Here is a 26,139-nt window from a genome sequence, read left to right as displayed (position 1 = left end):
ACATCATGAACTTCGACGACACTCCCGAGGAAGCCGCCTTCCGCGTGCAGGCCCGCGCCTGGATACAGGCCAACGCCCCAACGGCGCTCGAGGCCGAGCTCAAACAGGGCGGCTTCGCCAACAATGGCCTCAAGAGCGTCGACCCGATCGCCGCCTCCAAGGCCTGGCAGAAGAAGAAGGCCGAGGCCGGCTGGGCCTGCCTGCATTGGCCGAAGGACTATGGCGGCCGCGGCGCCACGCCGATCGAGCGGGTGATCTGGGGCCAGGAGGAAGGCGTCTACGGCGCCCTCTCCGGCCTGTTCATCATCGGCCACGGCATGTGCGGCCCGACGGTGATGGCCTGGGCCGACGAGGCGACGAAGCGCCGCCTGCTGCCGCCGCTGGCCGCGGGCGAGCACATCTGGTGCCAGCTGTTCAGCGAACCGGCCGGCGGCTCCGACCTGGCCGGCCTGCGCACGGCGGCGGTCCCCGCCGGCGACGGCTCGGGCGACTGGATCGTCAACGGCCAGAAGATCTGGACCAGCGGCGCCCAGCACAGCGACTACGGCATCCTGATCACCCGCACCGACCCGACCGTGGCCAAGCACAAGGGCCTGACGATGTTCTGGCTCGACATGAAGAGCCCGGGGATCGAGGTGCGGCCGATCAAGCAGGCGAACGGCCAGTCGGGCTTCAACGAGGTCTATTTCACCGATGTCCGTATTCCCGACGCCCAGCGCCTGGGCGCCGTCGGCCAGGGCTGGCAGGTGTCGCTGACCACCCTGATGAACGAGCGGCTGTCGATCGGCTCGGGCATGCCGACCGGTTTCCCGGAGCTGTTCGACTTCTGCATGACCCTGCAGACCGAGGATGGCCTGGCCATCGACGACCGCATGGTCCGCTCGCGCCTGGCGCAGTTCGCGGTCAAGGCCAGCGGACTGAAGTACACCGGCATGCGGGCGATGTCCGCCCTGTCCAAAGGCGAGACCCCGGGACCGGAGAACTCGATCGGCAAGCTGGTCGCCGGCGCGACCATGCAGGAGCTGGCCATGTTCGCCCTGGACCTGCAGGGCGAGGCCGGGGTGCTGAGCGGACCCGACCGGGCCTCGGCCGGCGCCCGCTTCCAGCAGATGCTGCTGCGCAGTCCCGCCACCCGCGTCGAGGGCGGCACCGACGAGATCCTGCGCAACATCATCGCCGAACGGGTCCTGGGCCTGCCCGGCGACATCCGCGTGGACAAGGACGTGCCGTTCAAGGACATCCCCACGTCCGGCCGGGGATAGCGGCCGAGCGGAGGGATAGCCGCCGCGCCGCCCTAACGCTCCATCGCCGCCTTCAGGGCGTCGGCGCCCTGCTCCATCATGCCGCGCACCGTCTCGGCGGCGGCGTGGGGCAGGACGTCGGCCTTCCAGACGAAGCGGCTGCGGCCGGGGCCGGCCTCGAACACCTCGTTGGTGGCGTTGTGATGCGCCAGCTGCTCCGACAGGACGCTGTAGGCGAAGCGGCGGCGGTCGTCGTCGAGAGCGATCAGCAGCTCCCGCGCGACCATGCCGTTGGCGAAGGTGACCACCCGGGCCTCGTCCTCCAGCCGGGTGTCGACCACGAAGCCCGGCACGAGGCGATCGTGCAGGGCGCCGACGTCGCGGATGGCGTCCCAGACCGCCTCAGCCGGGCGGTCGATCAGCCGTTCGATATGGATGCTGGCCATGGCGGCTCTCCGTTTGTTGGGAGACCATCATCGGCCACACGTCCTCCTCAGTCTGGCGACTTTCGGACGGTATCGGCCCTTTGCGTCCTCAGTCCCAGGCCGCCGGTATCAGGGCCACCCGGCGCGGCTCGATCTCACGCCAGCCGCGCTCGGCGATGACGGCGTTGCTCTCCTTGGCGCCGCGACCTTCGGCCAGAGACCAGGTGATGTGCCAGGTGGAGCCGTCGGGCCGGTCTGTGGTTCCGCCGATCCGAACCACCAGCGCCTGCACCCCCGCCCCGTCATCGGCGACGCCGACGATCTCGCCGAAGGTCGGCAGCAGGTCTCGCTCGGGATCGGGCTTGCAGGTGACGTGGTCGGCGACGACCTCGCCATAGGCAGCCGGGAGGGCCGCCAGCAGCATCGCCCGCTCCACGGGGTCCAGCTTCCACCCACGCCTCATGCCGAACCTCCGGTCACCGTCGAACAACCGCAGCCGAGCATGGCGGTTCCGTGGCGAGGCGACAGGCCGGCGATGACGCGGAGGACACGCACCGCTTCGCGGAGCATGTCCCCTGGGATGTCCCTTAGGCCGCCTGGATGATGCCCAGGAAATCGGCCGCCTTCAGCGAGGCGCCCCCGACCAGGGCGCCGCCGACGTCGCGGGCCTTGAGGATCTCGGCGGCGTTCGAGGGCTTCACCGAACCGCCGTAGAGGATCGGAACCCGGGCGCCGTCCTCGCCGAAGATCTCGGTCAGGGCCGCGCGGACGGCGACATGGACCTCTTCGATCTGCTCCAGGGTCGGGGTCAGGCCGGTGCCGATCGCCCAGACCGGCTCATAGGCTACGGAGAAGGCCTTGCCGGCCAGAGCGGCGGGCAGCGAGCCCCTCACCTGTCCCGTCACCACCGCCAGGGTGTCGCCGGCCTCCCGCTCGGCCAGGGTCTCGCCGACGCAGACGATCGGCTCCAGCCCGGCCCGCAGGGCGGCCTCGACCTTGGCGGCGACCACCGCATCGGTCTCGCCGTAGCCCGCGCGGCGCTCGGAATGCCCGAGGATCACCAGTCCGGCGCCGGCGTCGGCCAGCATCTCGGCGGCCACGTCGCCGGTGAAGGCGCCGGAGGCTTCGGCCCGACAGTCCTGGCCGCCGACCTCGACGCCCGAACCGGCCAGAGCGTCGGCCAGACGGTGGATCAGGGTCGACGGCGGGCAGATCGCCACGCGAGCCGACGGCGGGTGGGAATCGACGGCGGCCGCGACGGCGCGGGCCTCGTCGAGCGACGCCTCGACGCCGTTCATCTTCCAGTTTCCGGCGATCAGGGGGCGAGGCGTTGACACGGATGGAGGCTCCTGGCGTGATTTTCGTTCAGGAGCGCCCTAATCGAAGCGCGCGGCCGTGTCACGTCGCTTCCTCGCGGCTTGCGAGGGTCGCGCAGCGTCCACTATACCGCGTGAACGGCGTCTTGCGCCGCATGCTGTCCAAAGGTCCGACGACTCCATGCTCTCCGTCTTCCGCAAGTTCGCCAAGTCCTGGCTCGCGCTCGGCCTGCTGGGGCTGATCATCATCTCGTTCGCGATCGTCGGCCTGCCCGACGCCTTCCAGGGCGCCGGCGCCAAGACCGACGTGATCCGCGCCGGAAGCCGGCACGTCGATCCGGCGATGTTCAAGCGCGCCTACGACAACTACCGGACGCAGCTGGAGCAACGCTTCGGCCAGCCGATCACGCCGGAGCTGGCGATGAAGGAAGGCCTCGACCGCCGGGTGCTCGACGAGATGGCCACCCAGGAGTCGTTCGCGGCCCTTCTCGAGAAGGTCGGCGTCCGGGCCAGCGACAAGATGCTGACCGAGCTTCTGGCCGAGCAGCCGCGGTTCTTCGATCCGGTGACCCGTAAGTTCGACAGGGCCCGCTACGAGCAGGCGCTGGCCGAGACCGGCATGACGCCGAAGGTCTTCGAGACCGGCCTGAAGGACGAGATCGCCAGCCGCCAGTTCATCGCCGCCGTCGCGGCCGGCTTCCGCGCCCCGCGGGCCTATTCGGGCCTGGCCGGGGCCTTCGCCTTCGAACAACGTGATCTGGCCTACTTCCTGATCGATCCCCGGAGCGTCGGGACCATCCCGCAGCCGACCGACGCGGAGCTGAAGGCCTTCATGCAGGAGAACAAGGCCGCCCTGACCCTGCCCGAGTTCCGGGCGATCAGCGTCATGGCCCTGTCGCGCCAGGACTACGAAGGCCAGGTGACCGTCTCCGAGGCGGACGTCCAGAAGCAGTTCGCCTTCCAGAAGGACTCGCTGTCCAAGCCGGAGCTGCGCTCCGTGCTGCAGATTCCGGCCAAGGACGCCGCCCAGGCCCAGCAGATCATCGCCCAGCTGAACCAGGGACAGAACCCCAACGAGGTCGCCGGCCGCCTCGGCGTCCAACCGGTGCGCTTCGACGACAAGCCCCGCACCGCCTTCTTCGACCCGGCCATCGCCGCGGCCGCCTTCCAGCTGCCGGAAGGCGGTGTGAGCGGTCCGGTCAAGGCCCAGTTCGGCCTGGCCGTTCTGAAGGTGACCAAGGTGTCCGCCGGCCAGGAGGCCCGCCTCGAGGATCACCGCGCGGCCATCGAGGCCAAGGTCCGCGCCGATCTCGCCGCGGCCAAGGTCTCCGACGTCGCCAAGGTCTATGAGGATGCGCACGGCCAGGGCGCCGACATGGCGACGGCCGCGGCCAAGGCCGGGCTGAAGATCATCTCGCTGCCGCCGATGACGGCCGAGGGCGTGACCCAGGACCGCCGCCGCGCGCCGCTGCCCGAGCCCATTCTCAAGGCCGCCTTCGAACAGTCCCAGGGCGTCGAGAGCGACATCCAGGAAGCCGGCGACGGCCAGTACTTCGTCGTCCGGGTCGACCGGGTCATCCCGGCGGCCATGCCTCCGATGGAGAGCATCAAGCCGGACCTGATCCGCGCTCTGATGCTGCGCCGGACCGCCGACCGGATGCAGGCCAAGGCCGACGAACTGGCCGCCCGCGTCAAGAAGGGCGAGTCGATCGACGCCGTGGCCGCCTCGGCCGGCGCCAAGGTGCAGCGCGTCGCCGGCCTGAGCCGCGCCACGGCCAGCCAGCACGCCGCCCTCGGCCGCGAACTGCTCGGCGCGGCGTTCGGCGCCAAGAAGGCCGAGGCCTTCACCGCGCGCGGCCAGCAGTTCGGCATCGCCGTCGCCCGGGTGGACGCCATCCGCCCCGCCGGCGCCGAGATGACGGCCATGGCCGCCAACCAGCAGTCGCGTCAATTCAGCGAGCAGGTTTTCGGCGACATCGCCGAGGCTTCGCGCAGCTACGCCCGCACCCGCCTGAAGACCGAGACCAACCTGCGCAACGCCCGCATGTCGATCGGCATCGCGCCGGACGAAGCCGGTCCCGCCGACGGCAAGGCGGCGCCCGCCGCCGCGGGCAAGGGCCAGTGACCGGGGGGCTGACCCCCGAGCCCGCGTTCGAAGCGTTCGCGACGGCCTGGGACGCCGGCCGGCCCCAGGTCGTCTGGACGCGGCTGATCGACGACCTGGAGACGCCGGTCTCGGCCTATCTCAAGATCGGCCGAGATCGGCCCTACTCGTTCCTGTTCGAGTCGGTCGAGGGCGGCGCCTGGCGCGGCCGCTATTCCTTCCTGGCGATGAAGCCGGACCTGGTCTGGCGCTGCCGTGGCGACGTCGCCGAGATCGCCCGCGGCGCCGATGCGATCGCCCGCGGCGACTTCGTGCGCCAGGAGGCCGGCGCGCTGGAGAGCCTGCGCGACCTGGTCGCCGCCTCACGGATCGAGCTTCCGGCCGGGTTGCCGCCGCCGGCCGCCGGGGTCTACGGCGCTCTCGGCTACGACATGATCCGGCTGGCCGAGCAGCTGCCGAACGTCAATCCGGACGCCCTGGGCCTGCCGGATTCGATCATGACCCTGCCCTCGGTCGTGGTGGCCTTCGACGCGATCGCCCAGGAAATCCTGATGGTCACGCCGGCGCGCCCGACGCCCGGCGTGTCGGCGCGCGAGGCCTATGACGCCGCCCAGGCGCGCCTGGGCGAGGTGCTGGCCGACCTCCGCCAACCGCTGATCGCGCCCGAGGCCGGCGCCCCCTCGCCCATCGACTTCACCACGCCGGTGAGCCGCGAGGATTATCGGACGGTCGTCGAGAAGGCCAAGGACTACATCGGCGCCGGCGACATCTTCCAGGCCGTGGTCGCTCACCGCTTCCGCACGCCGTTCGAGCGCGACCCCTTCGCCCTCTACCGCTCCCTGCGCCGGACCAACCCCTCTCCGTTCCTGTTCTATCTGGACTTCGGCGACTTCCAGCTGGTCGGCTCCAGCCCGGAGATCCTGGTGCGGCTGCGCGACGGCAAGGTCACCATCCGCCCGATCGCCGGCACCCGTCCCCGCGGCGCCACGCCTGAGCAGGACCTGGCGCTGGAGCAGGAGCTGCTGGCCGATCCCAAGGAACGGGCCGAGCACCTGATGCTGCTGGACCTGGGCCGCAACGACGTCGGCCGCGTCGCCCGCCTGCGCGAGGCCGGCCGCAACGCGCCGGCGGCGGCGTCCAAGGGGCCGTCCGTGCGGGTGACCGAGAGCTTCGTCATCGAGCGCTACAGCCACGTCATGCACATCGTCTCCAACGTCGAGGGCGACGCCCCCGAGGGCCTGGACCCGGTCGACGTGCTGATGGCCGCCTTGCCCGCCGGCACCGTGTCCGGCGCGCCCAAGGTGCGGGCCATGGAGATCATCGACGAGCTGGAGATCGAGAAGCGCGGCATCGGCTACGCCGGCGCGGTCGGCTATTTCGGCGCCGACGGCTCGGTCGACACCTGCATCGTGCTGCGCACCGGCCTCGTCAAGGACGGCGTCCTGTACGTCCAGGCCGGCGGCGGCCTGGTGGCCGACAGCGATCCCGACGCCGAATACGACGAGACCATCCACAAGTCGAACGCCCTGCGCCGCGCGGCCGAGGAGGCCTGGCGGTTCGGGTAGAACAGAGTGGAGCGGCGAGATTCTCGCCTCCTTCCGCCTATCCCGGCGAAGGCCGGGACCCAGGTCCAGCCTTGGCTTCGCGGACTATCGACATTGCCGAGCCCCCGACTGGGTCCCGGCCTTCGCCGGGATGAACGGCGTTGAAGGCGACGGGTTGCTATCCAGCCCGCCGCCCCCGAGCCCCTAGTCCTGCACGAGGCTGAAGCCGGTCACCACGGCGTCCGCCTGGGCGTCGGCCTTGCCGTCCGGCCGCAGCACCACGGTCGGCTGTTCGCCTTTCTTGATGTAGCGGGTGACGTCAAAGGCGAAGAACTTCTCCGGCATCGCGCCGCCGTGATCGCCGTGGTCGCCATGTTCGGCGGAGACCGCGTCGAAGAAGTTCAGGTGGCCGACCACGGTGGTCTTGCCCGCCGCGTCCTTCACGCCGACCTCGTAGAGCACGCCGGGCTGGACCTTGGCCTGCAGGCCGTCGATGACCAGCAGCGTCCGGCCCGTCCGCTTGGTGATGCCCAGGTTCTTGGGATTGCCGCGCATCGCCTCGGCCGAGGTCGCCTCCAGCTTGATCTCCACGGGCCCGCCGGGGTCGAGCTTGAACGGCCGGCGCTGGACCGCCAGCAGCGGCAGGTCGCGGACGTTGAGCACGAAGGGCAGACAGCCGCCGATCCGCGGGCCCGGCTCGAAGACGTCGTAGGTGTAGCCCAGCGCGCCGATCGACTTGAAGTCGCCGATCTTGGCCACGACGCTGTTCCCGTTGGCGTCCGGGAAGGTGAAGGTCTTGTTCAGCCAGGTCGCGTCGGTCGGGTTGCAGCCGCCGTTCCGGTTCCAGCTGGCCCACATGCGGTCGATGTTGCAGTGGTGCATCCAGAAGATCGGGTCGTTGGCCGCCCAGGGCACCGAACCCATGCCCTGGCCGTTGCCGACCCGGACGTGGACGCTGCCGTGCAGGTTGGCGTCGATGTTCAGGCAGAAGCCCTGCTGGCCGGCCGCCGGGACATAGCTGGTCTGGTTCAGCGACAGGGTGTTGATCGGGGTCGGGTTCAGGCCCTGGTCGATCGGCACGCCGTTGTTGATGCCGGGGTTGCGGTTGGGCCGGTACAGCGTGCCCCACTGCGGGCTGGCCTGCTGCCGGAAGGCGACCGGCAGGGCTCGCTGGTTGGGCTGGGTGTAGCGCCAGTAGGGCAGCACGAAGCTGTTGTCCTGCAGCAGCTTGCGGCAGATGGCCTCCAGGAAGAAGACGTACATCCGGTGCCAGGGCAGGAAGTAGTTCTCCACCGTGCCGGCCGAGTGCGCCTGACAGGTGCTCCAGCTGGCCTGGGCCAGGGTCCGCTGCGGGCTGGGAGCCGGATAGACGCGGGCGAGCTCCGCGGCCTTGGTGCGGTCGCCGCGCACGGCGTGGATGTACCACTGGAACATCCAGCCCCGGGGATTGGCTTCCGCCAGACCCGACATGATCTTCACGGCCTTGGCGTACTTGGCCAGGTCCGCCTGGCCGGCGGGCGTGGACAGATCCTTGCGGACGAAGGGCGCGCGGGCCCAGGACTGGGACGCATACCACTGCGCGAACGGGATCGTCGCGCCGCCGCCGACGAGCGCGGCTCTACGGGTTACTGAGGTCATGACTCTCTCCCCTTGTGGATGTGCACGCGCGACCGTAACACAACCAAAGCGAGAGTCTCGGGCTATTTGCCCCCGGCGTTAACGCTCAGCGACACCTTGCCGACGACCGGTCGGGCGGCGGGGTCGGGCGCCCCCTCCGGGGTGATGACGATCTCGACCGGACGGCCCGCGGGCAGGCGGTCCAGCGCCGCCCCGGCCTCAAAGCTGAACGAGGCCGGCCCGCCGGTCGCGACATTGAAGAAATTGACGTAACCCAAGGTCGGGCCGCTCTTTCCGCCCAGCTGGACGCGATAGAGCACGCCGGGCTGGGCGTTGGTGCTGAGATCGGACAGGACCAGCATCGCCGGCTCGCCGGCCTTGCGGGCGGGAACCTGGACCGACAGGCTGGTCGGAGCGGCGCCCAGCGCGGCGCGTCCCGGTTCGCTCGCCCCGCCCTCGCCCGCGCAGCCGCTCGCCGCCAGGACGGCCAGCAGTGCAATCGGGGCCAGGCGGCGCGTCACGGCGCGCTCCTCTCCGCCCCCTGAACCTTGTCGGAGGCCGCCGTGGCCGGGGCCGCCGGTTCGGGCTCGAGGGCCAGGTGGCTGGTGACGGCCGGCGGGGCCATGACCATGGCGACGGCGAAGGCCATCGCGGCCGCGGCGCACAGCAGGGCCGCGCCCAGCACCGCCCACAGGTTCTCGCGAGGCTGCGGCGCTCTCAGCAGGCCCCGGGCGTAGGCCAGGGCTTCTCGGTCCAGGGCTGAATCGGCGATCGCCATGACATGGCATCATGATCCTCTCCGCCCCTTGGCGCAAACGATCTCAGGGCCTAGAAGCGACGGGCCATGATCCTCGTCATCGATAACTACGACAGCTTCACCTACAACCTCGTCCACTACCTGAACGAGCTGGGGGCGGAGACCGTCGTCCATCGCAACGACGCCCTGACCGTCCAGGAGGCGATCGGGCTGAAGCCGGCGGCGGTGCTGCTGTCGCCCGGCCCCTGCGCCCCGGACCAGGCGGGAATCTGCCTGCCGCTGCTGCGCGGCGCGCCAGAGGACCTGGCCATCCTGGGCGTCTGCCTGGGCCACCAGGCGATCGGCCAGGCCTATGGCGGCGACGTCGTGCGGGCCAAGACCATCATGCACGGCAAGACCAGCGAGATCAGCCACGCCGACCAGGGCCTGTTCAAGGGCCTGCCGCACCCGTTCACCGCCACCCGCTACCACAGCCTGGCGGTCGAGCGCGGCACCCTGCCCGCCGAGCTTGAGGTCACCGCCTGGACCGAGGACGGCGAGATCATGGGCGTCCAGCACAGGACCCGCCCGATCCACGGCGTGCAGTTCCACCCCGAGTCGATCGCCACCGAAGGCGGTCACCAGCTGCTGGCCAACTTCCTGGACCTGGCCGGCGTGAAGCGCACGGCGGCCGTCTAGCGCCATGTCCGACGCCTTCAAGCCGCTGCTCAGCCGCCTCGCCGACGGCGCGACCCTGTCAGAGGAGGACGCCGAGGCCTTCTTCTCCGCCTGCCTGCGCGGAGAGCCGACCCCGGCCCAGGTCGCGGCCGCCGTGACCGCCATCCGGCTGCGCGGCGAGACCGTGGGCGAGATGGCCGCCTGCGCCCGCGCCATGCGCCGCGCCGCGGTGCGGCTGGATCTGCCCTACGACACCATCGACGTCTGCGGCACCGGCGGCGACGGCCTGCACACCCTGAACATCTCCACCGCCGTGACCTTCGTGGCCGCCGGCGGCGGGCTGAAGGTCGCCAAGCACGGCAACCGCGCCATCACCAGCAAGTCCGGCACCGCCGACGTCCTGGCCGCCCTGGGCGTGAACCTGGATCCCGGCCTGCAGAAGCAACGCCGGGCGCTGGACGAGGCCGGCGTCGCCTTCCTGTTCGCCCAGGCCCATCACGGCGCGATGAAACACGTCTCGCCGATCCGCCAGCAGCTGGGCTTCCGCACTATCTTCAACCTGCTGGGCCCGCTGACCAACCCGGCCGGCGCCAAGCGGCAGGTGATCGGCGTGCCGGCCCCGCGCTTCGTCGAGCCGATCGCCCGCGCCCTCGGCGCCCTGGGCTCCGAACGGGTCTGGTCGGTGCACGGCCAGGGCATGGACGAGCTGACCGTCACCGGCGAGACCGAGGTCGCGGAATGGCACGACGGCGCCCTGCGCCTGTTCACCATCACTCCCGAGGCCGTGGGCCTGCCGCGCTCGTCGCTGGTCGACCTCACCGGCGGCGCGCCCGACCACAACGCCCGGGCCCTGCGCGACCTGCTGAACGGCAGGACGGGTCCCTATCGCGACATAGTGCTGCTGAACGCCGCCGCCGCCTTCCTGGTCGCCGACCGGGTCGAGACCCTGCGCGAGGGCGTCGAGCTGGCCGGCCAGGTCATCGACGATGGTCGCGCCCTGGCGGCCCTGGACAAGCTAGTAGAGATCACGAACGCCGCATGAGCCGGCCCGCGCTCGCCCTGCTCCTGATGCTTGCGGCGGGCGGCTGCGCCGAGACGCTGTCCGAGCCGCCCGGCGTCTACCAGGGGATCGGCGACTGGGAGCGCCATCGCCTCGAACTCGGCGTCGACGGCCGCTTCCGTCACAGCTGGCGCGACGCCGCCGGAACGCACGAGGAGCGCGGCCGCTGGTCGGCGAGCAGCCGCAACGGCTACAAGGTTGACCACGACGCCTGCCTCTACATCGACCTCGAGGGCTACAAGGAGCCCGGCAGGTCGAAGAGCGATTACGCTCAGGCTTGCGGACTGCGGCAGGCCGGCGACGATCTGCTGATCTTCAACGACGACAAGCAGTGGGCGTACAGGAAGCTATGACCGACATTCTCGCCAAGATCGCCGCTTACAAGCGCGAGGACGTCGCCGCCCGCAAGGCCGCCCGCTCGCAGGCCGATGTCGACGCCGCCGCCAAGGCCGCCGACGCGCCGCGGGGCTTCAAGGCCGCGCTGGAGCGCCGCCACGCGCCGGGAGTCCTGGCCCTGATCGCCGAGATCAAGAAGGCCTCGCCGTCCAAGGGCCTGATCCGGGCGGACTTCGATCCGCCGGCGCTCGCCCGGGCCTACGAGCGCGGCGGCGCGGCCTGCCTGTCGGTGCTGACCGACGGGCCGAGCTTCCAGGGCGCCGACGAATACCTCGTGGCCGCCCGCGCGGCGACCGCCCTGCCCGCCATCCGCAAGGACTTCCTGGTCGATCCCTGGCAGGTGGCCGAGAGCCGGGCCCTCGGCGCCGACGCCATCCTGGTCATCCTGGCGATGATCGACGACGCCCTGGCCGCCGAGCTGATGAGCGAGGCGCGGCGCCTGGGCATGGACGCCCTGGTCGAGGTCCATGACGAGTCCGAGATGGACCGCGCCGGCAAGCTGGGCGCGACGCTGGTCGGCGTGAACAACCGCGACCTGCGCAGCTTCACGGTCGACCTGGGCATCACCGAACGGCTGTCCGGGCGCGCGCCGGAAGGGTCGCTGCTGGTCACCGAGAGCGGCCTGTTCAGCGCCGCCGACGCGGCGCGACTGGAAGCCTCCGGCGCCAAGGCCATGCTGGTCGGCGAAAGCCTGATGCGCCAGGCCGACATCGAGGCGGCGACGGCGGCGTTGCTAGCCGCGGCCTGAGGCATGTTGCGTCCTTCGAGACGCCGGGCTGAGGCCCGGCTCCTCAGGATGACGAAGGCTGAGTTCGCCATGGTGAGGAGCGAGCCATCAGGCGAGCGTCTCGAACCACGCACGCCTTACCCCCGATAGATCGACCGCCCTTCCTTGTAGGTCTCCACGACCTTCAACCCGGCCAGGGCGTCGGGATCGACGGTCAGCGGGTTGTCCGAGAGCACGATCAGATCGGCCAGCATCCCGGGCGCGATCCGACCTTTCGCGTCCTCCTCGAAATGCTGCCAGGCCGCCCACTCCGTCATCGCCCGCAGCGTGGTCTCGACGGAAACGCGCTGGTCGGGGCCCAGGACCCGGCCGCTGCGGGTCCTGCGGGTCACGGTCGCCGACAGCACCCGCATGGCGTCCGGATTGGCCACGGGGGCGTCGTGGTGGGTGGTGAAGCGCATGCCCTGCGCCAGAACCCAGCCGGTCGGCGAGATGGTCTCCGCCCGCGCCGGCCCCAGCACCGACTCCCGGTGCCAGTCGCCCCAGTAGAAGGTGTGCATCGGAAACAGGGATGGGACGACGCCCAGCCGCTTCAGCGCGGCGACCTGATCCCGGCGCAGGGTCTGGCCGTGGATCAGCACCGGCCGGCGATCCCCGCCGCCGTACTTGGCCTCGGCCTTGCCGACGCCCTCGATCAGCAGGTCGATGGCCGCGTCGCCGTTGCAGTGGGTGATCAGCTGCCAGCCGTTGGCGAAGGCCTTGTCGATCTCGGCCAGCGCCTGTTCCGGCTTGATCGCCGGATAGCCGCGGTAGTCCGCGTCGCGGCCCTCGGGCGGCTTGAAATAGGGCTGGGTCAGCCAGGCGGTCTTGCCCTGGGGCGAACCGTCGATGGTCAGCTTGGCGCCGGCCACGCGGAAGCGGTCCAGATACTGCCGGGTCGGCAGGATCGCCGCCGTCGCGCTGACGATGTCCGGATAGGCCACGACATCCAGCGGCAGCAGTCCGCGTGCGCCGGCCGCCTTCAGCAGCGCCACGTTCTGGATCGAGGCCCGCCCCTCCTGGGCCGTGGTGTAGCCGAAGCGGGCGTAGAACTTCGCCCCGCGCTCGATCATTCCCAGGTTGGCGGCCTCGTCGAGCTTCATGGCCTGGGCCCCGAAGGCGGTGAAGAAGGCGTGCTCCTCCAGGACGCCGTTGGGCTCCCGCGAGCCCGGGCGCCGACGGATCACGCCGCCCTCGGGGTCGGGCGTCTCGGCGGTGATCCGCGCTTGCTGGAGCGCGACGGAGTTGGCCGCGCCGAAATGGCCGGACTGGTGGATCAGGAACACCGGCAGCTCGGTCGAGACCTGGTCCAGGTCGTCACGGGTCGGGTGGCGGCGCTCCGCCAGCTGGGAATCGTCGTAGCCGAAGCCGATCACCGTCCGGTAGCGGTCGACGAACGGGCCGTTGTCGGCCATCCACGCGCGGAGGATCGCCTGCAGCGCGGCGATGCTGCGCCCCGGCCCGTCCGGCGGCGGGAGCAGGTTGGCCACCGTCGCCTGCAGCCCGACGAAGGACAGGTGGCTGTGGGCGTCGACGAAGCCGGGCAGCAGCGGCCGCCCTTCCAGATCGACCACCCGCGTGGTCGTCCCGCGCAGCCCCTCCAGCGCTGACCGCGCGCCCACGGCAACGATCCGGCCGCCGCGAACCGCCACCGCCTCGGCGCTCGGCCGCGTCTCGTCCATCGTGAGGATCGGTCCGCCGACGAACAGCAGGTCCACGGGGCCTTCGGCGGCCCAGGCGCGGGCGGCGAGCCCCAGACCGGTCGCAGCGGCGGCTCCGGACAGCATCCGGCGGCGGGTGGCGATCATCGGCGGTCTCCCCGGTTCGCGCTGATCCTACGCTATCGAAGGGTCCAGGGTATCCGGGTCATTCCGAAGTCACGCCCTCGATCGTCACCCAGGGGTGCGCCGTCTCGGCGTAGACCTGCTTGTCGGGCGGCGGCATCGTCGGGTCGGCGAAGGCGCCCAGCGCCACGCCCACCCGGTCGGGCCGGAAGTCCGGCCGCCAGAACACCGTGCTTCCGCAGGTCGGGCAGAAGTGGTGCACGGCCTGGCCGCCCGACTCGCCGACGCGGGTCCAGGTCCGCGACTCGCCGCTGACGACCGTGTCCGCCGTCTGGAAGAACACCGCCGAGCCGAAGGCGCTGCCCGTCCGGCGCTGACAGGCCAGGCAGTGACAGACCGAGATCCGCACCGGCTCCCCGGCGCAGGCGATGCGCAGCGCGCCGCAGGAACAGGTCGCGGTGCGGGTAATGGTCGGCATGCTGAGAATCTCCGGTTTTTCGTTCGCGACGGGAGGACAACCGATGATCGCCGTCAACTTGACATTAACGAAGAACACCTAGAGAACATCCACAGAAGTTAGCGGTTTGTTCCGAGACAGATTCGGCAGCGAGGCCAAGGCGATGCTCACCCGCAAGCAGCACGAACTCCTGATGTTCATCCATGAACGCATCAAGGAGACGGGCGTCTCGCCCTCGTTCGACGAGATGAAGGAAGCCCTGGACCTGGCGTCCAAGTCGGGCATCCATCGGCTGATCACCGCCCTCGAGGAACGCGGCTTCCTGCGCCGGCTGCCCCATCGGGCCCGGGCGCTGGAGGTGACCAAGCTGCCGCAGCAGGCGACCACCGCCGCCCCGGCCGGCGGACGCCAGAACTTCAAGCCGCAGGTGATCAAGGGCGACGGTCCGGGCGCGGTCCCCGCCCCGGCCGCCATCGCCAACGACGTCCGCGAGATTCCGCTGCTGGGCCGGATCGCCGCCGGCTCGCCGATCGAGGCCCTGCAGGTCGAGCGCGACCGCATGCCGGTGTCGGAGAGCCTGCTCGGCGCCGGCGAACATTATGTGCTCGAGGTCCAGGGCGACTCGATGATCGAGGCCGGCATCCTGGACGGCGACTACGTCCTGATCCGCAAGACCGACACCGCCCACAGCGGCGAGATCGTCGTCGCCCTGGTCGAGGGCGAGGAAGCCACCCTCAAGCGCCTGCGCAAGAAGGGCGTCAGCATCGCGCTGGAAGCGGCCAACCCGAAGTACCCCACCCGCGTCTACGGCCCTGACCAGGTCGAGGTGCAGGGCAAGCTGGTCGGGCTGATCCGGAAGTACCACTGAGGCTGCAACTGGGTCTTGGAAGGCTCCCTGAAGCCTGCCCCCTCCCGGTCGTCCTGGCGAAGGCCGGGATCCAGGTCGTAAAGCTTTGCCTCAACGTGAAGCCACTTGAGGACTAGCTTCAGGCTCGCGCCTGGATGACCGGGATTGCAGGCATGGCTGCCTTTCGGCCCCCTTACCTTAGCTGGATCGCTCATCGAACCGCCGCACATCCGGCTCGTCGCGATCCCAATCCGCTCTCGAGGCGCAGAACAGGCGCGTGCGGACGCCCTTCCCGAGCGGCGTATCGAGCGTCCCGGCGGTGACATAGACGTTCCGCGCGTCCGCCTCGGCTGGAAGCGGCGTGCCGCAGGTCTTGCAGCGGGTGATCGTGTAGGTCGGGCGCAAGGCGAAGGTGACGCCGTGATCCTCGCCCTTGACCCAGCGAAAACGGTCCTTTGGAACGATCAGGATCGCATTGCCGATCGAGCCCGAGGCCTTGCGGCACAGCGAGCAGTGGCAGACCCAGACGCCCTCCAAGTCGCCGTCGATTTCGTAGGCCCTCGCGCCGCAGAGGCAGCCGCCGGTTCGGATGGTCATCGGCCTTCGAGCCCCCATGCTCCACGGCGGCAGGAGAACGTGAAGCCCGGTGGAAGGCAACGGCGGCGCTTCGGCCCTTGCCGCCGCCCACCACCGGCCCGATGCTGGCGGCGATGCGCGAGATCATCATCGACTGCGCCGGCGTGACCTCGACCGAGGGGTTCTGGCAGCGATACCTCGACGTCGCGGAGCCTGATGGCGCAGCGCTGTTCGGTCGGAACCTGGACGCCTTCTGGGACGCCATCGAACATGGCGGCCCGGGCTGGCCCGGCGAAGCTGTGTTGGTCTTCCGGCATTCGGACCAGTTGGCGGGTCTCCGCACGGCCGGCGGCGGATCACTCCTCGACGCCCTCGGGCGGATCGCCGACAGGGCGTCCCGGGTAAGCATTAGGCTCCTCTAGCGACGGCCCTCAGTATCTGAAGCTCTGGACGTAGGCGCGGCCTTCGCCCGGACACCAGTTGACCACATGGCCCAGGTAGCGAGGCGGCTCCGCGAACGGGTCGTCGCCGTAGGCCACCCCCGCCGGGCAGGCCTCCGTCGGCCACCAGTCGGGCGTCCGCCAGCCCCGCGCCCGAGCCGTATGGGCGTCGAAGGGCTGCGTCGTCATCCGGGACGCCTTCGCGAACGCCTCGACCTCGGCACCGGTCATTCGGACCAGGAGGTAGGTCTGCGCCGTGTCGCCCCCCGCGCGCCTCTTCTCGCTTTGGGCGGTCGCTAGGCCAGGTTCGATCGATAGGGATCAAGGCCCTCAGCCATGAGACGGCGCTGAAGTGCAAGGAGCACGTCTTCCGCCTCCCGCGGACCGCTCATGGCGCGACGAGCGTCCTGGGCGGTGATCTCATCCTCGCGCCAGGCCACTTGATGGCCTCCGGCATCATATCGGATGAAGAAGCGACCGCTTCGCTCGGTGAGCGTGACGCCGTCGTCCTGGTACAAAGTCCTTTCCATGCTTGGCATCGAGGCACGCCCCGTGAAGATTGGCAATCGGCGGACGACTTCAGCGACGACGAACGTCGCCGCGGCCCAGAGCCCTCAGCCCTTCGACGCCGCCTCGAACACCGCCAGCTGGTCGGCGAAGGCGCGCTGGTAGGCCGGGCGGGCCTCGGCGCGGGCGACGTAGTCGGGAAGGTTCGGGGTCTCCTCCAGCAGGCCCGACCCGAGCAGCCGGCGCAGCACCGTCACCAGCAGCAGGTCGGCTGCACCGAAGTCCCCGTTCAGCCAGCCGGCGGCGCCGAGATGGCGGGACAGGCTCTCCAACCGCCGGCGGATCAGCGCCTCGAGGGCGGCGACACGCGCCTCGAACCAGGGCTGGTCCCGTTCCAGGATCTTGACCAGGCTGTAGTCGAAGATCGGCGGCTCGATGGTGTTCAGCGCCGCGAACATCCACATGATCCCGCGCGTCCGGGCGTTCGCCTCGGTCGGCAGCAGCACGCCCGGATGACGCTCGGCGATGTGCAACACGATGGCGCCAGACTCGAACAGCGTCAGGTCGCCATCCTCATAGGTCGGGATCTGGCCGAACGGGTTCAGGGCCTCGTGCGCGGGCTGTTTCATCGCCTCGAACGACAGCAGCCGTACGTCGTAGGGCTGGCCGACCTCCTCCAGCGCCCAGCGCACGCGCATGTCGCGCGCCAGGCCCCGGCCGCGGTCGGGCGAACGTTCGAAGGCGGTGATGACGGGGGTCATGGCGTCGTTCTCCGGCGGTTGATGTCCGAAGGACGCACAGAGAAGCCCGGTTCCGACAGCCCTGCGGATTTTCTCGCCTAGGCCGGAACGCCGGAGAGAAAGGCCGCCGCCTCGCGCGCCGCCACGACCGCGCTCGCCGCCGAAGCGTCGGACAGCAGCCCCTCGTCGCCGACCCAGTCCCCGGCCAGGAACAGCCCCGGCGCGTCCGGGACGACGACCGGCGCCCTCCGCCCGCCCGAACGCCAGTGCGGCAGATCGTGCGCCACCGTGATCCCGACCAGTCGCTGCCGGTGGACCAGTCGATCGCGCCATCCCGGCTGCAACCGGTCCGCCAGCTGCTCCAGGGCCTTGATATGCCCTGCGTCCGGCGCTTCGTCCGGCGCGAGGTAGCGGCCCAGGTGCAGCAGCCCGCCGCCGGGCGGGGCCAGATCGGCGACGGCCGAGTGCAGCGACATGTACAGCGGGACATCCATGCCCAGCGCATACTCCGGACCCGGCGCGACGCCGGCCAGGCCCAGATCGAGCCCCATGGTCCGAACGGGCCGCGTCGCCCGCGCCGCCGCGACCACGGTCTGCGCCCCTTCGACCAGCTCGCTCGCCGCCGCCGGCGAGGCGGCCAGGATCACCGCCTCGAACGCTTCCGTCGCGCCGTCCGCCAAGTCGACCTGCCAGGTCCGGCCCTCCCGCCGGATCGCGCCGACCCGATGCTCGGCCCTCAGCCGCACGCCCGCCGTCGTCGCGGCGTCGACCAGCTGTGACACCAGGGCGCGCCAGCCGCCGTCGACATAGATCACCCCCGAGAAGCTCAGCCTCTGCTGGTCGAGCGCGGCCTTGGCGTCGATGTCCTCCGGCGCATGGGCGTAGGTGGACAGCCGCACGAAGGCCTCGACCACCATCCGCACGGCCGGGGACAAGGTTCCCGTGAAGGCGCGCAGCGGCGTCCCCGCCTCGCCGGCGCCCGCCGCGACGGCCGCGAAGGCCTCGGCTAGGTCGTCGGCATCGGCGGCGCTCAGCGGCGGCGCCGCTTGCCCGCGGACGAGACCCGTCGGCAGCGGATGGTCGCCGGCTTCCCAGAGCGCCAGCGCGTTGGCGAGGGACAGGCGGCGCCCGGGCGCGGCCAGTCCGAACGCGCTCAAGGCCGCATGGAAGGCGCCGCCGATGTAGAGCGCGTGCGGGCCCTGGTTGAAATGGAAGCCGTCGACGACGCGCGTCTGGGCCCGGCCGCCGAACTCATGCGCCGTTTCGAACAGCGTCGGTCGAAGCCCGCGCCGGGCCAACGCCACAGCGGCGATGAGCCCCGCGATCCCTCCGCCCACGACGGCGACTTCCGCATGTTTCATGGCGACCTTCCAATTCGGACAATTTGTATCCGTTTAATTCGGATGCTAGATGTCCGCAAATGAAAACGCTCGAGGGAGTCGAATGGGCCGTCCACGCCTGCGCCGTGCTGGCGGGGCTGGCGCCGGACTCCAGCCTCAACGCCGCCGCCCTGGCCGATTTTCACCGGCTGCCGGCGGCCTACATGGCCAAGCATCTGCAGGCCCTGGTCCGCGGCGGCGTGCTGACGGCCAGCCGCGGCGGACGCGGCGGCTATCGGCTGGCCCGCCCGGCCGCGGAGATCAGTCTGTGGGACATCCAGGCCGCCATCGAAGGATCGGGTCCCAGCTTCCGATGCCAGGAGATCCGTCGTCAGGGCCCATGCGCCGGCTACACCTCGTCGCGCGTCCCCTGCGACATCGCCTGCGCCTTCCATGAGGCCGAGGCGGCCTATCGGGCCCATCTGAAGGCGGTCAGCATCGCCCAGATCGCTGAGCGCGTCGGCGTCCGATACGGCCCGGAGGGACGGGGCGCCTTCGCCGACTGGGCGCTGCGGAACGGCGGGACGCCGATCGGCTAGCCGCGCAGGATCTTCGCCATCGGCCGCCCCTTGGCCAGTTCGTCGACCAGCTTGTCCAGGCGGCGGATCTCGCGCATCAGCGGATCGGCCACCTCTTCGACGCGAACCCCGCAGACCACGCCGGTGATCTGATCGCGCGCCGGGTTCAGGCGCGGCGCCTGGCCGAAAAAGGTCTCGAAGTCGGTCTTTCGGGCGAGATGGACGTCGAACTGCGCCGGGCTAAAGCCGGTCAGCCAGAGGATGATCTGGTCGACCTCCGCCTTCGTTCGCCCCTTCTTCTCGGCCTTGGCGACATAATGCGGATACACGCTGGCGAAGCTGGTCCCGTAGATGCGGTGCTGGGTCATCGCGAGGCCAGAAGCTCGGAGATGGCGCGGATGGTCCGATCCGGCCGTGTCGGGCTGTCCGCCGGCAAGCCCTTGCAGTAGGGATCATGCCAGACGGCGAAGATGCCCAACTTCTGCGGCGCGGCGACCTCCCATTCCAGGTGGTCTCCCACCATCCAGGTCTCGTGCGCCTCGACGCCCAGGACGCTCATCGCGTGCCGATAGGCGCGCGGATCGGGTTTGCCGAACGCATGCTCCCCCTCGACCTGGATATGATCGAACAGCGGCGCCAGGTCGAACCGTTCGATCTTGGCCCGTTGGGTCGCCGTCCCGCCGTTGGTGACCAGCGCCAGCAGGACGCCACGGGCTTTCAACGCCTCGATGGTCTCCCGAGCCCCGGGGAAGAAGTCGGTCAGCTGGTCGCGCCAGGCGGTGAAACGAGCGGCGAAGCGGTCCGCCAAATCGGGCGAAAAGGCCTCCGAAGCCAGGGCGGCGAAGGTCTCGGCGATCACCTGGCGTCGGGCTTCCGGCACGCCGAAACGCGCGACCTTGTGACGTTCTGGATCGGACCAGAAGACGGTCAACGCGGCGTCCAGACGCTCGGCGATGTCGTCCGGCGCGAATGGGACCAGGTCCGCCTCGAACTCCCGCGCCACTTCCCGGAGGATTTCCGGCCGCTGCCCGGCCGCCAGGATGGTGTCGTCGAGGTCGAAGAGAATGGCGCGCGGAAGGTCGGCGATCATCAGATACAGTCCCCCAAGGCCGCCCTATTCGGCCGGCGGCTCCCACAGTTCGATCGGATTGCCTTCGGGATCGTGGATACGGGCGAAGCGCCCCGTCTCGGGCGTATCCCAGTCGGGGTTCGTCTCCGCCGTGACGCCGGCCTTCGCCAGATCGGCCAGCAGGGCGTCCAGGTCCGAGACCCGGAAGTTCATCATCCACTGCTTGCCGGCCGGCCAGTAGCCCGTGTCGGCGGCGAACGGCATGAACACCGTCGGCCCCGCCGCCTGCGCCCAGGGGGCATAGCCCTCCATGACCACGCCGAGACGGACCCGATACCATTCGAGCAGCGCCTCGGGGTTCTCAGCGCGGAAGAAGACGCCGCCGATGCCGGTGACCGCCACCCCATCCTCCTGGACCGTTTCGGTCAGACTACAGGCTCGGCGTCCGGCGCCAAGCACCGCGGGTTTGAAGCCTCCGTCGTCAGGACAGTCTGTAGCCGACCGGCTCCAGCAGCGGCGGCAGGTCTTCGCGGCCCAGCGAGAACAGCAGGTCGCGCTCCACCGTCCGGACCAGGGCGTCCAGCGGCAGGTCGTTGTCCTCCAGGCCGAACGGGTCCTCCAGCTGGTCGCCCAGGGCGTCGAGGCCGAAGAAGGTGTAGCCGACGACCAGGACCAGCAGCGGCGTCCACCAGCCCAGGGCATGCGCCAGGGCGAACGGCAGCAACAGGCAGAACAGATGCGCCGTCCGGTGCAGCAGCAGCGAATAGGCGAACGGCAGCGGCGTCGTCCTGATCCGCTCACAGCCGGCCTGGACATGGCTCAGCTCGGTGAGCTGGAGCTCCAGCGTGGCGAGATGGACGGGCGTCATGGCGCCCTGATCGGCGAGCCGGGCGCAGTCGGCGCCGACTTGCGACAGGACCGCATCGGTCGGGTTCGGCGCCGGGGCGAGCGCCTCGCCGGGCCGCCAGCGCGCGATCGCGGCCGGCTCGTCCTGGTCCCGCAGCCGCGCCGCCAACCCGCCGGCGAAGGCGGCCAGCCCGAGCAGCAGCGGCTCCCGCGCCTCGGGCGCCAACCGGCGGGTCTGACGGGCGAAGGCCCGACTGGCGATGATCAGCCGCCCCCAGAGCTTGCGGGCCTCCCACCAGCGATCGTAGCAGGCGTTGTTCCGGAAGCTCATGAAGATCGACAGCGCCAGGCCGAGCAGCGTGAACGGCAAGGCGTTCACCCGCTCGAAGACATGCGGCAGGCGTTCGGCGGCCAAGACCGCGACGATCGAGATCGCGCCGAGCACCGCCAGGCGGACGGCGATCCTGGGCAGGATCGAGCCCTGCCGCGCGAAAGCGACCTCGAACAGCCCCGCCCATCGTCCGACAATCATGGTCGCCCTAGCCTCTCAGCCCCGCCGTCGCCGCCGCGACCTGATCAGCCGCCGCCTCGTCCAGCGGCAGGATCGGCAACGGCGGGCGGGCGGCGGTGAGGCCCAGGCGGTTCGCCGCCGCATGCATCACCCGTATGCCGCCGTAGGTCCGGAACAGCGTCCACAGCGGCGCGAACGCCTGGTCCAAACGGTCGGCGTCTTCACGGTCGCCGACCGAGGCCGCCGCGACCAGCGCGGCCATCCGCCCCGGGAACAGGCCGCCCGCGACGCTGTAGAACCCATCGGCCCCGGCCAGCAGCGCGTCCTTGCAGCCCCAGTCGGCGCTGTAGCCGATCTTTAGCCTCGGCGCGGCCTGGCGGTAGGCGGCCAGGTCGGCGACGATGTCGCCGGACTTGGGCAGGGGCAGCTTGATCGCCGTTACGGTGGACAGCCCGGCCAGCCGCCCGGTCAACGCCGGGCTGAAGGTGAAGTTGGTGGTGGTCGGGTTGTTGTAGATGCAGATCGGCAACTCGGTCGCCGCCGCGACGGCGACGAAGTGCCGGTAGACCTCCTCGTCGAACAGCGGCGTGTAGCTGACCGGCGCCAGCAGCAGGCCGGCCGCGCCGGCCTCGGCCGCGTCGCGGGCCAGGGCCTGCGCTTCGTCGGTGCGCAGCGCGCCGACGCCGACCATCACCGGGGTCGCCCCGGCGGCCGCGACGGCGATCTCAACCGCCCGCCGGCGCTGGCCTCGGTCGAGGAACATGTAGGTCCCGGTGCTGCCGAGCAGGCCGATCGAGTCGGCGCCGCCGCGGACGACGCCCTGGATCAGGGCGCGCAGGTCGGCCTCGATGACCTTGCCCTCGGGCGTGGCCGGCGTGATCGGGAAGGCCGAAAGGCCGGTGAACAGGGACATGCCGCATCTCCAACGATGGGCGGCATACAGACGCCTGAGACCGGGAGCATCAAGTCATGTCTCGCTTCCGATTGTGTCAGCCCGTCACCGCACCCAGGGGCGGTCGCCTCGCAGGTCGTTGGCCCAGCGCACCTTCCAGCCCGCTCCCGTACGCCAGAGCTCGGCCGAGCCGCCCCGGGTGAAGTCCTCGGCCGCCAGGACGAACGCGCCCTCGCAGCCGGCGGCCGGCGCCGGCGAGCGCAGCACGACCAGGCGGCCGGGCGCGCAAAGCCGCTCCAGAACCGCGGCCTTCGGCGGCTGCTTGCCGGCCCAGGCGGCGACGCCCTGCCCGTCCCGGGTCATGCAGTCGAACCGGCCGCAGGCGTAGAGGGCGTCCCGCGCCGCCTCGGCCTCCACGTCGATGACCAGGCCGCGGCGACGTGACCACAGGTCGGCGGCGAAGCGCCGGGCGTCCGGCCGCAGCAGGACGGCCCGGTCGTCGTGGCGGACCGCGACCGCCGCGCCGTCGTCGGCGATCCAGACGTCCGGCGCCGGCGGCCTGGGCCACAGCAGGACCGCGGCGGCCAGCGGCGCGCCCAGCCAGCGCAGCCGGCCCTTCCAAAGGCAGAGGATCATGATCCCGACAAAGGCGATCGGCAGGGCGGCGGCCGGCGCGCTGGGCACGGTGACCGTCGCGCCGGGCCGACCGGCGACCCCGGCGCCGATGTCGGTCATCATCCCGATGCCCCAGCCCGCGATCGCCAGGAACGGTCCGCCCAGACCCAAGGGCTCCAGCGCCGCGCCCAGGGCCAGGAACGGCATGATCACGAAGCTCGAGAGGGGCGAGACCAGCAGGTTGGCGATCAGGCCGTAGCTGGCGACGCGATTGAAGTGGTGCATGGCGAAGGGGCCGGTCGCCAGACCCGCCACGAAACTGGCCGCCAGGGCCGCGCCGGTCCAGACCACGGCCGCCTGGGGCCAGCGGATCCACCAGGGCGTCTCGATCTCCTTCACCGGCTGGGGCCAGGCCTCGGCCAGGGCGACCAGGGCGGCGGTGGCGGCGAAGGACATCTGGAAGCCGGGCGTGGCCGCGGCCTCAGGCTGCAGCGCCAGGATCGCCAGGGCGGCGACGGCCAGGGCCCGCAGGCTGATCGCCTGCCGATCGGCCAGCACGGCCAGGAACATCACCCCGCCGGTGATGGCTGCCCGTTCGGCCGGGGGCGGCGCGCCGGAGATCACCAGATAGCCGCCGATGGCGAACAGGCCGGCCAGGGCGGCGACCTTCTTGCCGTTCGCACGCAGCGCCAGCCAGGGCCAGGCCGCCACGCCCAGGCGCACGGCGGCGAATACGAAGCCGCCGACGATGGCCATATGCAGCCCGCTGATCGACAGGATGTGGGCCAGGCCCGAGGCGCGCATGGCCTCGACCTGCTCCGGCGGGATCCAGGCCTCGTGGCCGGTGACCATGGCCGCGGCGACACCGCCCTGCTCGACGCCCAACCGCGCCACGATCCGCTGGGCCAGGCTCCAGCGGGCGGCATTGACCGCCATGGCCAGGCGCAGACGCCGGGGCGGCGAGGAGAGCGTCGCTTCAGCGGGCTCGCCCAGCGAGAAGCCCACGCCGCCAACCCGGTCGAACCAGGCGTCGCGGGCGAAGTCGTAGGCGCCGGGACTGGCCGGCGGCGGCGGCGGTCCGAGCATGGCGCGCAGGCGGATCGGCGACCCCGGCGGGGGCGTCGGCGGCTCGCCGCGCAGGGTGACCCGGACCCGGACCGGCGTGGCGCGCGGGTCGAGACCCGAAACCTGGACCGGCGCGACCACCAGTCGAGCTCCGCCCGCGCCGGGACTGGCGACATCCACTACCCAGCCCTCGAGGGTCACGATCGACTGCTCGGCGATCACCGGCGCGGCGACCAGGGTCGCGCGAAGCTTGCCCGCACATAATCCCGCGGCGGCGAAGGCCAGCAAGACCGCCGGGATCGCCAGCGCGCCGACCGCCGCTCGGCGCACCGCGAGCGCCAGCCCGATCGCCAGACCGGCCGCCGTCGCGACCAGCCAGAGCGACGGCTCGGTCCGCAGCGCGAGATAGCCCGCCGCGCCCAAGCCGAACGCCACCGGCGCCCACAGCGTCCAGCGGTCGCGCTGGGCGACGACCTCGGCGGCGATAATCCTGGCGAGGCTATCAGCGGCCTTCCGCAGCGTGCTAAGAGGCGCCGCCTTTCCTATCGGCCCTACCGAGATGTCCGACTCAAAGCCCGTCGTCACCCGTATCGCCCCCTCGCCCACCGGCTCCATGCATATTGGAACCGCGCGCACCGCTCTGTTCAACTACCTATACGCGAAACACTGCGGCGGCCGCTTCCTTCTGCGGATCGAGGACACCGATCGCGAACGATCCACGGAAGAGGCCGTGCAGGTGATCTTCGACGGTCTGAAGTGGCTGGGTCTGCCCTACGACGGAGAGCCGACCTTCCAGTTCGCCCGCGCCGAGCGCCACCGCGAGGTGGTTCTGTCCCTGCTCGACCAGGGCAAGGCCTACCGCTGCTGGCTGGCCGGCGACGAGCTGACCGCCGCGCGCGAGAAGGCCCACGCGGCCGGCCACGCCCTGCGCTCGCCCTGGCGCGACCGCGATCCCTCGCCCGCCGATCTGGCCAAGCCGCACGTCATCCGCTTCCGCGGCCCGCTGAACGGCGACACCGTGGTGCCCGACCTGGTCCAGGGCGCGGTCACCTTCCGCAACCGCGATCTGGACGATCTGGTCCTGCTGCGCAGCGACGGCGCGCCGACCTACAACCTGGCCGTGGTGGTCGATGACCACGACATGGACGTCACCCATATCATCCGGGGCGACGACCACCTCAACAACGCCGCCCGCCAGACCCTGATCTATCAGGCGCTGGAATGGGACATCCCGGCCTTCGCCCATATCCCGCTGATCCACGGCCCCGACGGCGGCAAGCTGAGCAAGCGCCACGGCGCGGCGGCGGTCACCGAGTTCGCGGACCTGGGCTATCTGCCCGAGTCGATGCGCAACTATCTGGTCCGTCTGGGCTGGAGCCATGGCGACGACGAGATCTTCTCCGACGCCCAGGCGATCGAGTGGTTCGACATCGTCGACGCCAACAAGGGCGCCTCGCGGCTGGACTGGGACAAGCTGAACTTCGTCAACGCCCACTACATCCGCCAGGCCGACGACGCCCGGCTGCTGGACCTGGTCGCCGAGGTCTTCGCGCGCCGCGACACGCCGCTGGACGCCGCCCGCCGGGAAGCCGCCCTGCGCACCATTCCGCTGGTCAAGGAGCGCGCCAAGACCATCGTCGAGCTGGCCGACCAGCTGGCCTTCGTGTTCCGGTCGCGCCCGATCGTGATCGAGGAGAAGGCCAAGGGCCTGCTCACCGACGAGACCCGGGCCCGCCTCGCCCGCCTGGCCGATCAACTTGCCGCGACCAACGACTGGAGCGCCGAGGCGCTGCACGAACTCCTTCAGGCATTTGCTGCCTCGGAAGGCGTCGGTTTCGGCAAGTTCGGCCCCGCTTTGCGCGGAATTCTGACCGGCGGAAGCATCTCGCCCGATCTTCACAGAACGCTGGCGTCGCTCGGCCGCGAAGAGGCCCTGGCCAGACTCAACGATGCGCTTTCGCCCACCGCGTAAGGCGCTATAACCCCGTCCGAACGCCCGTTCGGGCGCTT

General features: G+C 70.8%; 30 protein-coding genes. 11 read left to right on the top strand and 19 right to left on the bottom strand.

Features of this window, described 5'->3' with window-relative positions:
- Nucleotides 1-5 precede the first annotated feature (5 nt).
- On the top strand, nucleotides 6-1,262 hold the full coding sequence (locus tag CSW64_RS10895) for an acyl-CoA dehydrogenase (protein WP_099622131.1): 1,257 nt from the start codon (nucleotides 6-8) through the stop codon (nucleotides 1,260-1,262).
- 32 nt (nucleotides 1,263-1,294) lie between these two features.
- On the opposite strand, the gene CSW64_RS10890 is transcribed toward CSW64_RS10895, so the two are convergent.
- The 3 genes from CSW64_RS10890 to tpiA form a co-directional block, all read right to left on the bottom strand.
- Nucleotides 1,295-1,687 (bottom strand): SRPBCC family protein, encoded by a 393-nt coding sequence (locus CSW64_RS10890; protein WP_099622130.1) that lies wholly within the window; start codon nucleotides 1,685-1,687, stop codon nucleotides 1,295-1,297.
- An 88-nt stretch (nucleotides 1,688-1,775) separates the two neighbouring features.
- On the bottom strand, nucleotides 1,776-2,129 hold the full coding sequence (locus CSW64_RS10885; protein ID WP_099622129.1) for a hypothetical protein: 354 nt from the start codon (nucleotides 2,127-2,129) through the stop codon (nucleotides 1,776-1,778).
- A 124-nt stretch (nucleotides 2,130-2,253) separates the two neighbouring features.
- Nucleotides 2,254-3,003 carry a triose-phosphate isomerase gene (gene tpiA / locus CSW64_RS10880; protein WP_099622128.1) on the bottom strand — a complete coding sequence of 250 codons (750 nt, stop codon included), beginning with the start codon at nucleotides 3,001-3,003 and terminating at the stop codon, nucleotides 2,254-2,256.
- A gap of 160 nt (nucleotides 3,004-3,163) precedes the next feature.
- Here tpiA and CSW64_RS10875 point away from each other — a divergent pair, with 160 nt between their 5' ends.
- Both CSW64_RS10875 and trpE read left to right on the top strand, forming a co-directional pair.
- Nucleotides 3,164-5,107, top strand: a complete 1,944-nt coding sequence (locus CSW64_RS10875) for a peptidylprolyl isomerase (RefSeq protein ID WP_099622127.1) — start codon at nucleotides 3,164-3,166, stop codon at nucleotides 5,105-5,107.
- 8 nt (nucleotides 5,108-5,115) lie between these two features.
- Nucleotides 5,116-6,651, top strand: coding sequence for an anthranilate synthase component I (trpE, locus tag CSW64_RS10870; protein ID WP_099624206.1), 1,536 nt, complete (start codon nucleotides 5,116-5,118; stop codon nucleotides 6,649-6,651).
- A gap of 183 nt (nucleotides 6,652-6,834) precedes the next feature.
- Here the strand turns inward: trpE and CSW64_RS10865 are convergent, their stop codons facing one another.
- The 3 genes from CSW64_RS10865 to CSW64_RS10860 all read right to left on the bottom strand — a co-directional run bounded on the left by CSW64_RS10865 (nucleotide 6,835) and on the right by CSW64_RS10860 (nucleotide 9,025).
- On the bottom strand, nucleotides 6,835-8,268 hold the full coding sequence (locus CSW64_RS10865; RefSeq protein WP_099622126.1) for a tyrosinase family protein: 1,434 nt from the start codon (nucleotides 8,266-8,268) through the stop codon (nucleotides 6,835-6,837).
- 62 nt (nucleotides 8,269-8,330) lie between these two features.
- Entirely contained in the window at nucleotides 8,331-8,768 is a 438-nt protein-coding gene (locus CSW64_RS22005) for a hypothetical protein (protein ID WP_172448515.1), read from the bottom strand.
- The gene (locus CSW64_RS10860; protein WP_342745857.1) at nucleotides 8,765-9,025 is read right to left on the bottom strand and encodes a hypothetical protein; all 261 of its coding nucleotides are present in this window, start codon (nucleotides 9,023-9,025) and stop codon (nucleotides 8,765-8,767) included. Before CSW64_RS10860 ends, CSW64_RS22005 begins: the two co-directional genes overlap by 4 nt.
- Nucleotides 9,026-9,091: 66 nt before the next feature.
- On the opposite strand from CSW64_RS10860, the gene CSW64_RS10855 reads away from it, so the two are divergent.
- Genes CSW64_RS10855 through trpC form a run of 4 tightly spaced genes read left to right on the top strand, consistent with a single transcriptional unit; the run spans nucleotide 9,092 to nucleotide 11,865 of the window.
- Complete coding sequence (locus CSW64_RS10855) at nucleotides 9,092-9,682, top strand: anthranilate synthase component II (RefSeq protein ID WP_099622125.1); 591 nt, start codon at nucleotides 9,092-9,094, stop codon at nucleotides 9,680-9,682.
- Nucleotides 9,683-9,686: 4 nt separating this feature from the next.
- Nucleotides 9,687-10,703, top strand: coding sequence for an anthranilate phosphoribosyltransferase (trpD, locus tag CSW64_RS10850; RefSeq protein WP_099622124.1), 1,017 nt, complete (start codon nucleotides 9,687-9,689; stop codon nucleotides 10,701-10,703).
- The gene (locus tag CSW64_RS10845; RefSeq protein ID WP_099622123.1) at nucleotides 10,700-11,074 is read left to right on the top strand and encodes a hypothetical protein; all 375 of its coding nucleotides are present in this window, start codon (nucleotides 10,700-10,702) and stop codon (nucleotides 11,072-11,074) included. Before trpD ends, CSW64_RS10845 begins: the two co-directional genes overlap by 4 nt.
- Nucleotides 11,071-11,865 (top strand): indole-3-glycerol phosphate synthase TrpC, encoded by a 795-nt coding sequence (trpC, locus tag CSW64_RS10840; RefSeq protein ID WP_099622122.1) that lies wholly within the window; start codon nucleotides 11,071-11,073, stop codon nucleotides 11,863-11,865. Before CSW64_RS10845 ends, trpC begins: the two co-directional genes overlap by 4 nt.
- 116 nt (nucleotides 11,866-11,981) lie before the next feature.
- On the opposite strand, the gene CSW64_RS10835 is transcribed toward trpC, so the two are convergent.
- Both CSW64_RS10835 and CSW64_RS10830 read right to left on the bottom strand, forming a co-directional pair.
- Nucleotides 11,982-13,691: an amidohydrolase gene (locus tag CSW64_RS10835; RefSeq protein ID WP_099622121.1), complete on the bottom strand. Its 1,710-nt coding sequence runs from the start codon at nucleotides 13,689-13,691 to the stop codon at nucleotides 11,982-11,984.
- A gap of 58 nt (nucleotides 13,692-13,749) precedes the next feature.
- Nucleotides 13,750-14,145 (bottom strand): GFA family protein, encoded by a 396-nt coding sequence (locus CSW64_RS10830; RefSeq protein ID WP_216361268.1) that lies wholly within the window; start codon nucleotides 14,143-14,145, stop codon nucleotides 13,750-13,752.
- 142 nt (nucleotides 14,146-14,287) lie between these two features.
- Between CSW64_RS10830 and lexA the strand changes: the two genes are divergently transcribed.
- Nucleotides 14,288-14,992: a transcriptional repressor LexA gene (lexA, locus tag CSW64_RS10825; RefSeq protein WP_099624204.1), complete on the top strand. Its 705-nt coding sequence runs from the start codon at nucleotides 14,288-14,290 to the stop codon at nucleotides 14,990-14,992.
- A 177-nt stretch (nucleotides 14,993-15,169) separates the two neighbouring features.
- On the opposite strand, the gene CSW64_RS10820 is transcribed toward lexA, so the two are convergent.
- Nucleotides 15,170-15,568 (bottom strand): GFA family protein, encoded by a 399-nt coding sequence (locus tag CSW64_RS10820; protein WP_172448514.1) that lies wholly within the window; start codon nucleotides 15,566-15,568, stop codon nucleotides 15,170-15,172.
- A gap of 77 nt (nucleotides 15,569-15,645) precedes the next feature.
- On the opposite strand from CSW64_RS10820, the gene CSW64_RS10815 reads away from it, so the two are divergent.
- Nucleotides 15,646-15,969, top strand: coding sequence for a barstar family protein (locus CSW64_RS10815; RefSeq protein WP_150131376.1), 324 nt, complete (start codon nucleotides 15,646-15,648; stop codon nucleotides 15,967-15,969).
- A 9-nt stretch (nucleotides 15,970-15,978) separates the two neighbouring features.
- Here the strand turns inward: CSW64_RS10815 and CSW64_RS10810 are convergent, their stop codons facing one another.
- The 4 genes from CSW64_RS10810 to CSW64_RS10795 all read right to left on the bottom strand — a co-directional run bounded on the left by CSW64_RS10810 (nucleotide 15,979) and on the right by CSW64_RS10795 (nucleotide 18,595).
- Nucleotides 15,979-16,176, bottom strand: coding sequence for a hypothetical protein (locus CSW64_RS10810; protein ID WP_150131375.1), 198 nt, complete (start codon nucleotides 16,174-16,176; stop codon nucleotides 15,979-15,981).
- 107 nt (nucleotides 16,177-16,283) lie between these two features.
- Nucleotides 16,284-16,505, bottom strand: coding sequence for a hypothetical protein (locus CSW64_RS10805; protein WP_099622117.1), 222 nt, complete (start codon nucleotides 16,503-16,505; stop codon nucleotides 16,284-16,286).
- A gap of 96 nt (nucleotides 16,506-16,601) precedes the next feature.
- Nucleotides 16,602-17,255 (bottom strand): glutathione S-transferase family protein, encoded by a 654-nt coding sequence (locus tag CSW64_RS10800; RefSeq protein ID WP_099622116.1) that lies wholly within the window; start codon nucleotides 17,253-17,255, stop codon nucleotides 16,602-16,604.
- Between the two features lie 77 nt (nucleotides 17,256-17,332).
- Nucleotides 17,333-18,595 (bottom strand): phytoene desaturase family protein, encoded by a 1,263-nt coding sequence (locus CSW64_RS10795; RefSeq protein ID WP_099622115.1) that lies wholly within the window; start codon nucleotides 18,593-18,595, stop codon nucleotides 17,333-17,335.
- Between the two features lie 59 nt (nucleotides 18,596-18,654).
- On the opposite strand from CSW64_RS10795, the gene CSW64_RS10790 reads away from it, so the two are divergent.
- Nucleotides 18,655-19,152, top strand: a complete 498-nt coding sequence (locus CSW64_RS10790) for an RrF2 family transcriptional regulator (protein ID WP_099622114.1) — start codon at nucleotides 18,655-18,657, stop codon at nucleotides 19,150-19,152.
- Here CSW64_RS10790 and CSW64_RS10785 read toward each other — a convergent pair.
- From CSW64_RS10785 to CSW64_RS10760, 6 genes are all read right to left on the bottom strand, one after another.
- Complete coding sequence (locus CSW64_RS10785; protein ID WP_099622113.1) at nucleotides 19,149-19,499, bottom strand: DUF2200 domain-containing protein; 351 nt, start codon at nucleotides 19,497-19,499, stop codon at nucleotides 19,149-19,151. The genes CSW64_RS10790 and CSW64_RS10785 overlap by 4 nt on opposite strands.
- Nucleotides 19,496-20,221, bottom strand: coding sequence for an HAD family hydrolase (locus tag CSW64_RS10780; protein ID WP_099622112.1), 726 nt, complete (start codon nucleotides 20,219-20,221; stop codon nucleotides 19,496-19,498). The genes CSW64_RS10785 and CSW64_RS10780 overlap by 4 nt, the downstream gene beginning before the upstream one ends.
- 24 nt (nucleotides 20,222-20,245) lie before the next feature.
- Nucleotides 20,246-20,602, bottom strand: a complete 357-nt coding sequence (locus CSW64_RS10775; RefSeq protein ID WP_099622111.1) for a VOC family protein — start codon at nucleotides 20,600-20,602, stop codon at nucleotides 20,246-20,248.
- 79 nt (nucleotides 20,603-20,681) lie between these two features.
- Entirely contained in the window at nucleotides 20,682-21,578 is an 897-nt protein-coding gene (locus CSW64_RS10770; RefSeq protein WP_099622110.1) for a bestrophin family protein, read from the bottom strand.
- Between the two features lie 7 nt (nucleotides 21,579-21,585).
- On the bottom strand, nucleotides 21,586-22,470 hold the full coding sequence (locus tag CSW64_RS10765) for a dihydrodipicolinate synthase family protein (protein WP_099622109.1): 885 nt from the start codon (nucleotides 22,468-22,470) through the stop codon (nucleotides 21,586-21,588).
- A gap of 84 nt (nucleotides 22,471-22,554) precedes the next feature.
- Nucleotides 22,555-24,714 (bottom strand): ComEC/Rec2 family competence protein, encoded by a 2,160-nt coding sequence (locus CSW64_RS10760; RefSeq protein ID WP_425430370.1) that lies wholly within the window; start codon nucleotides 24,712-24,714, stop codon nucleotides 22,555-22,557.
- On the opposite strand from CSW64_RS10760, the gene gltX reads away from it, so the two are divergent.
- Complete coding sequence (gene gltX, locus CSW64_RS10755) at nucleotides 24,689-26,101, top strand: glutamate--tRNA ligase (protein WP_099622107.1); 1,413 nt, start codon at nucleotides 24,689-24,691, stop codon at nucleotides 26,099-26,101. The two genes, CSW64_RS10760 and gltX, sit on opposite strands and share 26 nt — an antisense overlap.
- The last annotated feature ends 38 nt before the right edge of the window (nucleotides 26,102-26,139 follow it).

The organism is Caulobacter mirabilis (genome assembly GCF_002749615.1).
Taxonomy (GTDB): domain Bacteria; phylum Pseudomonadota; class Alphaproteobacteria; order Caulobacterales; family Caulobacteraceae; genus Caulobacter; species Caulobacter mirabilis.
The sequence above is the reverse complement of the archived record's forward strand: the minus strand, read 5'-3'. Positions and strand labels throughout refer to the sequence as shown.